Source organism: Companilactobacillus halodurans (assembly GCF_009600985.1).
GTDB classification, from domain to species: Bacteria; Bacillota; Bacilli; order Lactobacillales; family Lactobacillaceae; genus Companilactobacillus; species Companilactobacillus halodurans.
The window spans coordinates 31,541-43,309 of the sequence record NZ_VDFP01000024.1 but is presented as its reverse complement, the minus strand read 5'-3'; the positions used below and the strand labels follow the sequence as shown (position 1 = coordinate 43,309).

At 34.1% G+C, this 11,769-nt stretch carries 13 protein-coding genes; 1 reads left to right on the top strand and 12 read right to left on the bottom strand.

From position 1 onward, the window contains the following. Positions 1-134 precede the first annotated feature (134 nt). The 12 genes from FHL06_RS10310 to FHL06_RS10255 all read right to left on the bottom strand — a co-directional run bounded on the left by FHL06_RS10310 (position 135) and on the right by FHL06_RS10255 (position 10,942). Positions 135-935: a PTS system mannose/fructose/sorbose family transporter subunit IID gene (locus FHL06_RS10310; RefSeq protein WP_153386344.1), complete on the bottom strand. Its 801-nt coding sequence runs from the start codon at positions 933-935 to the stop codon at positions 135-137. Continuing rightward, positions 928-1,743, bottom strand: a complete 816-nt coding sequence (locus FHL06_RS10305) for a PTS mannose/fructose/sorbose/N-acetylgalactosamine transporter subunit IIC (protein WP_153386342.1) — start codon at positions 1,741-1,743, stop codon at positions 928-930. The genes FHL06_RS10310 and FHL06_RS10305 overlap by 8 nt, the downstream gene beginning before the upstream one ends. Before the next feature lie 290 nt (positions 1,744-2,033). After that, positions 2,034-2,231 carry a PspC domain-containing protein gene (locus tag FHL06_RS10300; RefSeq protein WP_153386340.1) on the bottom strand — a complete coding sequence of 66 codons (198 nt, stop codon included), beginning with the start codon at positions 2,229-2,231 and terminating at the stop codon, positions 2,034-2,036. A gap of 18 nt (positions 2,232-2,249) precedes the next feature. Beyond that, positions 2,250-2,441, bottom strand: a complete 192-nt coding sequence (locus tag FHL06_RS10295; RefSeq protein WP_153386338.1) for a PspC domain-containing protein — start codon at positions 2,439-2,441, stop codon at positions 2,250-2,252. Positions 2,442-2,540: 99 nt separating this feature from the next. Beyond that, the gene (locus tag FHL06_RS10290; RefSeq protein WP_153386336.1) at positions 2,541-3,359 is read right to left on the bottom strand and encodes a helix-turn-helix domain-containing protein; all 819 of its coding nucleotides are present in this window, start codon (positions 3,357-3,359) and stop codon (positions 2,541-2,543) included. 118 nt (positions 3,360-3,477) lie between these two features. Next, complete coding sequence (locus FHL06_RS10285) at positions 3,478-4,317, bottom strand: MetQ/NlpA family ABC transporter substrate-binding protein (protein ID WP_153386334.1); 840 nt, start codon at positions 4,315-4,317, stop codon at positions 3,478-3,480. Between the two features lie 40 nt (positions 4,318-4,357). Then, a complete protein-coding gene (locus FHL06_RS10280; protein WP_153386332.1) occupies positions 4,358-5,191 on the bottom strand; it encodes a MetQ/NlpA family ABC transporter substrate-binding protein in 834 nt (277 codons plus the stop codon). Positions 5,192-5,479: 288 nt separating this feature from the next. Continuing rightward, positions 5,480-6,169 (bottom strand): methionine ABC transporter permease, encoded by a 690-nt coding sequence (locus tag FHL06_RS10275; RefSeq protein ID WP_153386330.1) that lies wholly within the window; start codon positions 6,167-6,169, stop codon positions 5,480-5,482. Positions 6,170-6,172: 3 nt separating this feature from the next. After that, entirely contained in the window at positions 6,173-7,231 is a 1,059-nt protein-coding gene (locus FHL06_RS10270; protein WP_153386328.1) for a methionine ABC transporter ATP-binding protein, read from the bottom strand. A 7-nt stretch (positions 7,232-7,238) separates the two neighbouring features. Further along, the gene (locus FHL06_RS10265; protein WP_153386326.1) at positions 7,239-8,573 is read right to left on the bottom strand and encodes a M20/M25/M40 family metallo-hydrolase; all 1,335 of its coding nucleotides are present in this window, start codon (positions 8,571-8,573) and stop codon (positions 7,239-7,241) included. A gap of 33 nt (positions 8,574-8,606) precedes the next feature. Then, on the bottom strand, positions 8,607-9,431 hold the full coding sequence (locus FHL06_RS10260) for a MetQ/NlpA family ABC transporter substrate-binding protein (RefSeq protein WP_153386324.1): 825 nt from the start codon (positions 9,429-9,431) through the stop codon (positions 8,607-8,609). A 677-nt stretch (positions 9,432-10,108) separates the two neighbouring features. After that, a complete protein-coding gene (locus FHL06_RS10255; RefSeq protein WP_153386322.1) occupies positions 10,109-10,942 on the bottom strand; it encodes a DPBB and LysM peptidoglycan-binding domain-containing protein in 834 nt (277 codons plus the stop codon). Positions 10,943-11,162: 220 nt separating this feature from the next. On the opposite strand from FHL06_RS10255, the gene FHL06_RS10250 reads away from it, so the two are divergent. Continuing rightward, entirely contained in the window at positions 11,163-11,768 is a 606-nt protein-coding gene (locus tag FHL06_RS10250; protein WP_162000234.1) for a YitT family protein, read from the top strand. Position 11,769: the final 1 nt, after the last annotated feature.

Below are 11,769 nucleotides of genomic sequence, written 5' to 3'. Positions count from 1 at the left end.
TCTTGCATCAAGACGAAAAACCTCTTTCATTGTTTGTGGAGAACTCCAATGATACCTGATTTTTTCGTCTTGGTGTTTTTATTTTGGAATTTTATTGAAAGTGGCTAACTTGATTATAAAATTCGCCTAATTATTTACATTCCAAAAATACGTTTTAAATTTCCCAAAATCATTCCTAGTGCAATTAATACAAAAATTAATCTTGTAGAATTCATTTTTTTCTTCCCCAATAACCAATATGAAAACATAACTATAGCCAATGGGATTAATGAAGGCATGATTTGATTTAACATATCATTGATGTTCAATGTTACTTTTCCCATTTTGTATTTCAAATCTAATGAATAAGTTATGACTGATGGTATAAGAGCTCCAACTACTGTTAATCCGAGGATTGATGCTCCTTCTGTCAGTGTTTTCATACGTCCAGCAAACTCTGTTGCCAACTTTGTTCCCTGACGATATCCAATCCAAGTAAACTTATATCTTAGCCAAAGGATAGCCAGGCCGGCTACTATAGGTAATAATAGTCCTAACGCAGATCCTGAAAGAGCCATGTATGATGCAATTGAAAACACAATCGCCCTATAAATAGCCAGAAATATAGTATCTCCAACGCCTGCAAATGGGCCCATTAAACCTGTTTTTAAACCAACAATTGCCTCTGGATCATTCATACCTGTTTTTTCCTCAATACCAAGATCAGCTCCAATAATCAAATGAGACATTGGTTGACTAGTATTAAAAAATCCCAATTGTGTTTTTAAAGCTGTTTTCATTGCCTCTTCATCATTTTTATAAAGAGCTTTTAATGCTGGCATAACAACCCATGAATAACCAAGGCCTTGCATTCTTTCATAATTCCATCCCCATTGAAGTCCAAAAAGATTACGCCAATAAACCTTTTTTATGTCTTTATCAGTTAGTTTAGTCATCAATTTCTACCTCGTCATCGTCAGAATTATCTTCTTCGTTTCCTTTTCCAGAGGAACTTGAATGCTCTGAAGGATTATTTTTAAAAATAACATAAATTGCAGCCATAGCTAACCCAACAAGTGCTGAGCCCAGAATGGAAAAGTTCTTTCCTCCATAAGCCATTAAAACAAAACCAATAATGAAAAATGGAAAATATTTTTTAATTGGAAGATAACGCATCAAAATTGCAATTCCCATAGCAGGAAGGATAGTTCCTGCTGTCTTTAATCCATCCATAAACCACATTGGAATAAAACTATTAATTGCTGAAACAACACTTTGACCAAAGAATAAACCAATAGCAACTGGTAAAATTCGTGAAACAATCCAAGGTATCATACCCCAAATATTTTGCATTTCAACTTTCTTCCAATTTCCATCACTAGCAAATTTATCTGCGCGATGTTGAAAATACGTATTAGCCATACGAGCTAAAATATCAGTTTGAGTTAATAGCAATCCAATTGGAACTGCAAGACCAATCCCATAAGATGCTCCTTTATTAGCTAGGATTGCATAGGCTGTTCCCATAACAGAACCTGTTAAGAAATCTGGTACTGTAGCTCCACCAAATGTTGCAACTCCTAAAGTCATCAATTGTAATGTAGCACCAACCATTAATCCCGTTTTAAGATCACCCATGACAAGACCTGTTAAAGCTCCACCAAATAAAGGCGAATATGGTCCAAGCTGAAGGGATATTTGATCCAATACAGCTAAACTTACATAGATACATAAAACAATAATAATACCTAAAGAAACTGTCATGATAATTATCTCCTTTTTATTTTGTAATCGCTTACCACAATTCGAATTATATAAGCTTTTATACATAAATGCAACACTTTTTCATATTTTTATAAATTTTTAAAATTTATGATTTTTTGTTTCACTATTAAGTAAAATAATAGTTTCATAATTTAATACAATTTGTAAAATTATGAAACTATATATAATCAGTTCTAAACTTTTTGGTGTTGCTGAATAAATCAACACCAAAAAGTTTAGAACCCAAAATGACTCATAAATTACAAAGTATGTAATTTATGAGTCATTTTCTATTGAACATCATCAGGTTTTTCCATCAAGAGCCATAAACCCAAATAAACTAAAATACCTGGGAAAACAGGTGTCAATGTTAGTAGTACATAAATGATTCGTCCCAAAGTAAGATTCCAATCAAAATGATTACAAAGGCCACCAATCACTCCACTTAAAATGCGGTCGTATTGAGATCTTTTTACGGGAATATGCATTTTCTTATCCTCCAATATTTAGTAATCTGGATTTTCCATTAAGAGCCAAAGAACTAAGTAACCAATAATTCCTACTGCTGTCAGTGCCAAACTTAATAGTACCCAAAGAACTCTTGCAATGGCAGGATTCCAGCCAAAATGCTCGGATAGACCTCCTAAAACACCAGCAATAAGTTTATTATTTTGTGAACGTTTAATCGGTATGTGCATAAGTTGTTTCCCCCTTTATCTATAAATATATAATAATTTATTTTTTGACAATAGTACATTTAATGGACTTACATTTGACTTACAAATTCGTCACTAAAATTAAAAGTCCTTAAAAATTTGTTCATTATACAATTCACTGAATAAATCTTTACGTCCATGAGCTTCCAACCGTTCGTCATCTTGATGAGCCTCTTGTGCCAAACGTGCCATCAAAAAGTAGCAATTAGCTAACATATAGTGCGAATCGTGTTTAGCAATAAACGTAATCCCATCAATCAAGTAAGCCGTCGAATTTTGATAATCGTTCAATTTGAAATAAATCAAAGCTGTCAGATAATAAATAATATTTTGATTTTCGTCATAAGAAAATTCATTCCAATTACGAAAAGCTAAATCAATGTTATCCACAGCCGCAGTGCGTTTGTTTTGGAGAGCATAAATATAACCAATGGCTAAATAAGCTAAACGTGAAATAGTCGTTAAATGAAGATGATTAATTTCTGCCAAAGATAATCTCAAAGACTTCAAAGCCTCATCGATTGCATTAGTTTGCAGCTGAGCCACGCCTAAATAATAATAGTAAGCCTGAATTTGCTTAGAAGTTTCTAAATTATCAAGAACATCTTTTTGATTCAAAAAGTTTAAGAGTTGTTGATATTGGTGTGCGTTACACAACTTGTCGACAATTTCATTAATTTTATCGTTTTGACTAATTTTGAAATTAACCGCCAAACTGATTTCATTCAAGTCGACTTCCAAACGATTAACCAAATTGATCAACAGATTAGCATTGGGGACGTAAATATCATTTTCAATTGCTGACAACATTGATTGCGCACAAATACCATCAGCCAATTCCTTTTGAGTCATTTTCTTTTCTTGACGTAATTCCTTTAAAACCATCCCTAAATTTTTCATATCTTATCCCTGACTTCTACTTTTAATTACCTACTTCAATTTTAGATTAAAATTTAAATAATTGCACAAAAAAAGGATGATACCAAGCAGATATCATTCTTTAAATCAATCAAATATTTTATTGTAAGACCTTATAAGTCCAAGCGGCTTTTTCATATCCGTGAAATTCCGTTTTAATTAAAGCAGCAATTTCTTTTGTACGATATGCTTTTGAAATTTCATTATATGTCGGATTATTTTTATCTTTAGCATTAACAGAAATAATATTTACATAAGGTTTTGACTTAGCAGTTATCTTTTCACGATAGACTGCGTTTTGTGGATTAAGTTTTGCATCACTGGCAACACCACTATTAACACAAGCGGCTGTCACATCATCAAGAGATTTGGCAGTTTGACCAGCATCTAGAGATGAAATCTTGATACCAACTTTATTCTTGGTAATATCTCTTAAACTAGGAATCTTCCTGTTATTCAATTCAATCAAACCAGCACTTTGAAGTAATTGCAAGGCTCGACCTTCATTAGTAACATCATTGGGAATGGCAACTTTATCGCCTTTCTTCAATTGTTTAATATTTTTAATCTTTTTTGAAAATAGAGACATCGGAGCAACCACTGTCTCGCCGATTGAAACAATATTAGTTTTGTGCTTTTTGTTCCAATCACTTTGAAAAGTATACGTCTGGAAATCGTTCATATCGATTTCCCCATTAGCTAGTGCTGTATTAGGTTGACTGTAATCAGAAAATTGTACGATTTTGATTTTTATACCTTTTTTCTTCAAATTCTTTGCAACTTTCTCTAATTCTGGATCATTTGATCCACAAATTCCAACCTTAACAACCTTTTCTTTACTTTGCTTACTTGACTGATTGCCCCCACAACCAGCTAAAACGAATAAACTAAGTGCGGTAATGAACATTAGTAATATTCCCTTAATTTTATTCTTTAGCATGATTATCCTTTATCCTCCAAGATATATATTATTTAATCCCTTAATTTAAGACTTTATAATTCCAAGCTGGACTTTCGAAACCATGGTATTCATCATTAATTACTTTGGCAATATCTTTTGATTGATATGCTTTGACAATCTTCTTGTAAACTTTATTATTTTTATCTTTAGCATTAGCTGAAATAATATTTACGTAAGGCTTTGACTTAGCAGTGATCTTTTCACGATAAAGTGCCTTATTTAAATTCAATTTAGCATCGTTAGCAACTCCACTGTTAACGACTGATGCTGTAACATCTTCAAGCGATTTAGCTGTTTGAGCAGCATCCAAAGCTGAGATTTGTAAATTAAGCTTATTTTCAGTGATATCTTTCAAATTAGGAATCTTCTTGTTGTCTAACTTAATCAAGCCAGCACTTTCAAGCAATTGAAGTGCACGACCTTCATTTGTGGCATCGTTAGGAACAGCAATCTTATCGCCTTCCTTAATTTGACTGAGCTTAGTTATTTTCTTTGAAAAAAGTGACATTGGAGCAATCACGGTTGAACCAAGAGAAACAATGTTTGTATGGTGCTTTTTATTCCAATCATTTTGGAATGTAACAGTTTGAAAGGCATTCAGATCAATTTCACCTTGTTGCAAAGCGGTATTGGGTTGATTGTAATCTGAAAATTCAACGATTTTAATATTGATGCCTTCCTTTTTGACTTTCTTAGCAACAGCTTGAAGAACTCGATCATCTGAACCAGTTACTCCAATTTTAACTGTCGTATCCTTATTACTGCTGGCTTGAGTATTTCCACAAGCAGCTAAGACAAATAAACTAAATGTAGCAACAACTAACAACACTAACCCTTTTATTCTATTTTTCATTCTTACTCCTCCTCAACATAAAAAGACGCTCCTAACTAGACAAATAATTGTCTAAGATAGAAGCGCCTTTGCGCGATACCATTCTATTTCGAAAGTAAATTCACATCTACTTTCCTCAATAACATGTAATTACATGTGTGTACTTTAATGGGTACCAACCATTATCCCCCAAGTATCGGAGATACCAATCACGGATCATTTTCAGCTACAAGTCTGACCTCATCTCAACAACCAAGGCTTTCTGTACAGACTGTGGTAGGTAACCTACTCTTCCGATCAAATTGTTATCTAGTGTTCCAACTTCCGGACGGCAAAGTCACCAATTCCTTGAATGACAAAGACCAGTACCAGAATGAATAACATAGAGACGATAGTAACATCATTTTCAAACCGTTGATAACCAACGGAAATGGCCATGTTACCAAGACCACCACCACCAACAGCACCAGCCATGGCAGTTAGTCCAATCAAACTAATGATTGTTAAAGTTCCAGAACGAATCAACTCCGGCATACCTTCACGCAAGTAAACTCTAAAAATGATTTTAATTGGTGAAAGACCGATAGCTTCAGCCGCTTCAATCACCCCGTGATCGACTTCAACTAGAGCTAATTGAACTTGTCGAGCAAAGAATGGAGATGTACCGATGACCAATGGAACTAAGGCACCTGTAGGTCCAATCGTTTGTCCAACAATCAACTTGGTGAAGGGTCCGATAACCGCTAGCAAGATGATGAATGGAATTGATCTGAATAGATTGACTAACTTATCTAAACAGTTATAAAAATTCTTATGTGGCGTGATTCCATCATCAGCTGTGATTACCAACAAAATTCCCAAGATAATACCGATAATACCGGCAAATAATGCACTGACAAATGTCATATAAAGTGTTTGCCAAATGGCAACTACGAAGCCGTTATCTCCTTCCCAGTTAGCAACAACATTAGGAAGAAATTTATTTACTAAATCTGCCATGAACTATTCGCCCTCTTTCTTTAAACTGACTTCTTTAACGTTAACGTTCAAACTATTCAAATATTGGATAGCTTGTTCCACATTGTCGTCATCACCCGTTAAAGCAAACAACATGATTCCGACAGTGGTATTTTGTAATCTTTCAATGTTACTGAACAAAATGTTAGCTTCAACTTTAAAACGTTTGTACAATTCAACAACGATTGGTTCATTGGTAGAATCGCCAATGTAATTGAGTTCAATCAAACGACCAGCTAATTTATCAACAGTTCCACTATCTCTGATTTCGTCAAGGACTGAACCAATATGAGTTGAAGTATTAACGAAGTCTTTTGTCAATTGTTCCTTTGGATTACCAAAAATTGATAAGAGACTGCCTTCTTCAATCAACTGACCACTTTCCATAACGGCAACTCGATTGCAGATTTGCTTGATAGCGTCCATTTCGTGAGTGATGATTACAATTGTGATGCCAAGTTCTCGATTCAAGCGACCCAACAGATTCAAAATTTCGGTAGTAGTCTTAGGGTCCAAAGCACTTGTAGCTTCATCAGAAATCAAAATTTCTGGATCATTTGCCAAAGCACGAGCAATACCAACACGTTGTTTTTGACCACCAGATAATTGTGATGGATAGTTTTGGGCACGGTCTCCCAAACCAACAATATCTAGCAACTTATCAATTTTTTCTTTACGTTCAGCTTTACTTAAACCAGAATCACGTAATGGAAAATCAACATTTCCATAAACTGTTAATGAATTCATCAAGTTGAAGTGTTGGAAAATCATCCCAATATTTCGACGAGCCTTACGCAAATCTTTTTGATTTAATTCCGTAAGATTTTGATTATTTACAATAACAGTACCTGAAGTTGGTTTCTGCAATAAATTAATTACACGAACCAAAGTACTTTTTCCGGCACCAGAGTAACCAATTACTCCGAAGACGTCACCTTTATTAACATTGATAGAAACATCTTTAACAGCTTCAATCGTTTTCTCTTCATTATTGAAAGTGACATCAATATCTTTTAGCTGAATTATCCCATTTTGTTCTGCCATTTAATAATTACTCCCTTAGTTTACCCAAGAATTGATCAAAGAAATCAATGAAATCTAAGTAGTCTTGAATTCTAATATTTTCGTTTGGTGCATGGTTGCCAGCCTTAGAATAACTGACACCAGTTGAAATAATTGATGCATGTGTGTACTCGTTCAAGAGATACATTGGACCAGTACCAGGGCTTGATGGTAAAGCTTCAACCTTATCTTCACCACCGAAGAAATCTTTAGCAGTTCCAATCAATTTATCAACGATTGGACTGTTTAGGTCCCAACGATATCCTTTTTCACCAAGCAAATACTTAACTTTGATATCTTTAAATCCTTGGTCGTTTAGATATTTTGTTAGTTTATCAAATAAATCATGTGGATCTTGATTAGGAACCAATCGGAATTCCAATTTTGCCTTAGCTGCTTTAGGAGTGACGGTTTTAACACCTTCACCTTCCCAACCACTGCTAATTCCTTCTATATTAATAGTAGGATTGAAAGTTAAATTGTAATTAACCGATTTGTTCTTCAACAATGGAACTTGTAAATCCCATTTTTTCTTTAAATCTGGTGTGATAGCTTTATTAACTAAATCAACTTCTATTTGAGTAGGTTCAACAACATCATCATAAAATCCTGGAATCTTAATGTCGCCTTCTGGAGTTCTCAAAGCATCTAATGCTTGAGCTAATCTCCAAGAAGCACTGTCAACAACTGCAGCAAACGATGAATGCAAATCAATATTAGCTGAAGTAGCTTCTAGTTCAAAACAAAGAACACCTTTGTTACCACCAGTAAAGTTAAATTGTTCTTCTTCATTTTTATAACCTGACTCCCAGATTATCAAGTCAGCTGACAACTTGTCTTGATACTTCTTCAAGTAATCTTCCAAGTGACGACTAGCAACTTCTTCTTGTCCCTCAACTAAGAATTTGATGTTGCAAGGCAAGTCGCCATGTTCTTGACGATAAATCTTTAAAGCTGTGATACGACTAATTAAGTCAGCTTTACAATCGGAAACTCCACGTCCGATAAATTTATCATCTGTTACTTTTAATTCAAAAGGATCTGAATTCCAAAGTTCAAGTGGTTCTTCTGGTTGAACATCGTAGTGATTGTAAATCAGAATCGTGGTATCACTTGGCTCCTTTGGCTTTGCCTCCGCGAAGACGACTGGATATTCAAATTCGTTCCAAATTGTGGCATCGGCTCCAAAATCTTCTAAAAGATTTTTGAGGAATTCGGCTGTCTCAGTAATAGATTGATTCTTTGCTGAAACGGATGGTAGTGCGATATATTTCTTTAAATCTTCAATCGAATTCTGAATTGCTGGATCTGATAATTGTGACATTAGAAAACCTCCTCATTTTTTAACACCTAATTATTAAAGCTTTGCGTTCCAAGCTGGAATTTCATTACCGCCGTAAACCTTCTTGATTTCTTTAGCAACTGCTTTAGTTTGGAAGGCTTTAACAACCTTTTTGTAAGTCTTGTTATTCTTATCTTTCTTTTGAGTAACAATAATGTTGATCCAAGGAATTGAGTTCTTGTTAATCTTTTCAGTAACAACAGCTTTCTTAGGATTCAATTTAGCATCACTTGCAACATTTCCGTTAACGATTGATGCAGTTACATCACCCATGACACGAGCTGTTTGTGCAGCATCAACAGTAGTGAATTTCAAGTTTAATTTGTTCTCTGTAATATCCTTAGTTGATGGTAATGTCTTGCTATCATCTAATTTTAGAATCTTATTATATTCTAGCAATTGTAATGCACGAGCTTCATTAGAAGCATCATTTGGAATAGCAATCTTATCGCCATCTTTTAACTGACTCAGTTTAGTAATCTTCTTAGAATATAAAGCCATTGGTTGAATAACTGTCTTACCAATTGAAACTAAATCTGTTTTGTGTGCTTTATTCCAAGAATTTAGAAAATCAGTATGTTGATAAGCATTAATATCAACTGATCCTTGGTTCAAAGCTGTATTTGGTTGGTTGTAATCATTGAAAGTTTGAATCTTTAAATTGATACCTTCGCTCTTAACTTTCTTTTGAACAACTTTCCAAATTTCCTCATCTGAAGGATTGATACCAACTTTAACTGTTTTGCCACTATTTTGGTTGCCACAGCCAGCTAATACGAAAATAAATAATGCGGTAAAGGCTAATAATATAACCTTGCTATATTTCTTAAATTTACTCATATCTTTCTCCCACCTTAAACTAATACTTAACCAACTTAATTTATTTATTAAATAAAAAAAGCCGCTTCTAAATAATGAACATTTCTGTTCAAATTTAGAAGCGGCTAAGCGCGGTACCATTCTAATTCGAAATAAGCTTACACTTATTTCCTCAACAACGTACAAAAATTCTATACGCGTGTACTGTAAAGGGTACCGGCCATTGCATCTTTATCCAAAAAAGGATTCAGCGCACCAATCACGGGTCATTTTCATTCAAGTCGTTGCCCTCATCTCAGCAAATAGAGGTTTTCTGTACAAACGGGATTGAATTACTTCCCCCGATCAAATTGTTTAATAAATATCTTTTGTTAATCGTTGGTTAGATAATACAATCTAAATTTTAAAATGTCAATCCATAAAAATCAGATTTTTTTACTAACTTTCTAATTTTATATTTTCATGCCAAGTGTTATTTATAATCTTCTTTTATAAAAAAGCCGATATTGCAAGTGTTTGGCAACACTAGCGTTACGCCTTTTATAACGATAAATTATTTTGACATTTTAAATAAAAAATAAATAAATTACATTATCCTCACAACATTAATTAGAAAAATTAATTAATTGCTAAGAAAAAAGACCTCCCAAATCAATGGGAAATCTTTTCTTGCAATCATCTATATTCTATTTTCTAAATTATGATAATACTTCAACTGAAGCTGTTGTAACACCATATGAAGGAATTTGTGAACTTGGCATAGCAACGTCTAGTTGTTGTGAGTTTGAGTTAGCAAATGTTCCTGTGTCATTAACAGTTCTGTATAGTACGGTACCATCAGATAGAGTAATCTTCAATTGTGTACCCTTAGGGAATACTGATAGGTTAGCGGCAACACCGGAGTAACCCATGTTTGAACCTAAGACAGCTGGATCATAGAAGGAAATCTTAAATGTTCCTTGTGAAGTTCCTGTTGTAGATGAAGTTGCTTGTTGTGATGATGATGTATCAGTTGTTGAAGCTTGTTGTGTATTTGTATTGTTTGTGTTTGCAGCAGTATTTGCACTAGCTGTTTGTGTTGAAGCAGCATCATTATTTGTTGTTGCTTGTGTATTAGCAGTTGAGTTTGTTACGTTTTGTTGTGCTTGTGATGCTGTATCAGTTTGTGCTGTACTTTGTTGTGTTTGTGAAGCTGTATTTTGTTGTTGTGTATCTTGTTGAGTTTGTGATGCTGTATTTTGTTGTTGTGTTGTATTTGTATTATTAGTTGTAGCAGTATTTGTAGCGCCAGGCAATGTTACTGTTTCACCTGGGAAGATCAAGTCAAATCCGCCGACTTCACGGCCATTTGCTTGTTCCAGAGCGGAGATACTAATTCCGTTAGCTTCAGCAATGCTCTTGTAAGTATCACCCTTTTCAACTGTGGCCTTGTTTCCATTTGTAACAGCGGCTTGAGCTGTTGTGTTACCTGAAGCAAGAACTCCTGTCAAAACCATTGTACTTAATAAAGCGATAGATAAAACTTTTTTCATGAATTAATTACATCCTTATATTTAATATTGTTTAGCTCTCTCTCAATTGCTATGATGTTATACTAACAGCTCAGTATTACATGACAACGACTTGCAAGTTACAATTTAGGATTTTTATGTAATTTAAGTAATACTCATGAAATATTATTTTTTTAAGCAAAAATTAAGGTAATTTGGACTTTTATTGATGTGGAGATATATTCATGATATAGTTATATATATGAAGAAAAAACAAACAAGATTGTCCTCAAAACTACTAATAATGTTAGTTGCGTTGGAACTTATCGCATTTAGTTTAAATATGTTCTTCGAACCGCATAGTATTGCAGCTGGTGGAGCCACCGGAATTGCTATACTCTTGCAAGCAGGATGGAAAATCCCAACCTTCATCTCGGTTCTTGTCATAAATATTGTGATGCTAGTACTTGCTTACTTACATTTAGATAGACAAACAACCATTAAATTAACACTTGGAAGTTTCCTATTGCCTTTCCTCCTATATATAACTCCTGTCTACAACTTGATTCCTAGTAGCCGACTGGTTTCTATAATAGTAGGAAGTATCATTTTTGGAATTGGACTTGCAATTTTATATACTTTAAACATGTCCAGTGGTGGTACAACCGTTCCGCCTATGATAATTCATAAGAATTTTGGTATTGATAAATACATAAGTTTATTCATTATTGACGGTATCGTTTGTATCGGTAACATAGTTTTAGCCGATATGACCTCATTCTTATTAGCAGTCATGTCAGTTGGAATTTCAAGTCTCGCTATTAAAGTCTTTGGAACACTCCGACAGAGAAACTTGGTTACACAATAAA

Coding starts and splice junctions, on each gene's coding strand:
- FHL06_RS10300 (WP_153386340.1), bottom strand. CDS start 2,231: ATGCATATTCCCGTAAAAAGATCTCAATACGACCGCATTTTAAGTGGA.
- FHL06_RS10275 (WP_153386330.1), bottom strand. CDS start 6,169: ATGGCAGATTTAGTAAATAAATTTCTTCCTAATGTTGTTGCTAACTGG.
- FHL06_RS10310 (WP_153386344.1), bottom strand. CDS start 935: ATGACTAAACTAACTGATAAAGACATAAAAAAGGTTTATTGGCGTAAT.
- FHL06_RS10290 (WP_153386336.1), bottom strand. CDS start 3,359: ATGAAAAATTTAGGGATGGTTTTAAAGGAATTACGTCAAGAAAAGAAA.
- FHL06_RS10260 (WP_153386324.1), bottom strand. CDS start 9,431: ATGAGTAAATTTAAGAAATATAGCAAGGTTATATTATTAGCCTTTACC.
- FHL06_RS10255 (WP_153386322.1), bottom strand. CDS start 10,942: ATGAAAAAAGTTTTATCTATCGCTTTATTAAGTACAATGGTTTTGACA.
- FHL06_RS10265 (WP_153386326.1), bottom strand. CDS start 8,573: ATGTCACAATTATCAGATCCAGCAATTCAGAATTCGATTGAAGATTTA.
- FHL06_RS10295 (WP_153386338.1), bottom strand. CDS start 2,441: ATGCACATACCGATTAAACGTTCACAAAATAATAAACTTATTGCTGGT.
- FHL06_RS10250 (WP_162000234.1), top strand. CDS start 11,163: ATGAAGAAAAAACAAACAAGATTGTCCTCAAAACTACTAATAATGTTA.
- FHL06_RS10285 (WP_153386334.1), bottom strand. CDS start 4,317: ATGCTAAAGAATAAAATTAAGGGAATATTACTAATGTTCATTACCGCA.
- FHL06_RS10270 (WP_153386328.1), bottom strand. CDS start 7,231: ATGGCAGAACAAAATGGGATAATTCAGCTAAAAGATATTGATGTCACT.
- FHL06_RS10305 (WP_153386342.1), bottom strand. CDS start 1,743: ATGACAGTTTCTTTAGGTATTATTATTGTTTTATGTATCTATGTAAGT.
- FHL06_RS10280 (WP_153386332.1), bottom strand. CDS start 5,191: ATGAAAAATAGAATAAAAGGGTTAGTGTTGTTAGTTGTTGCTACATTT.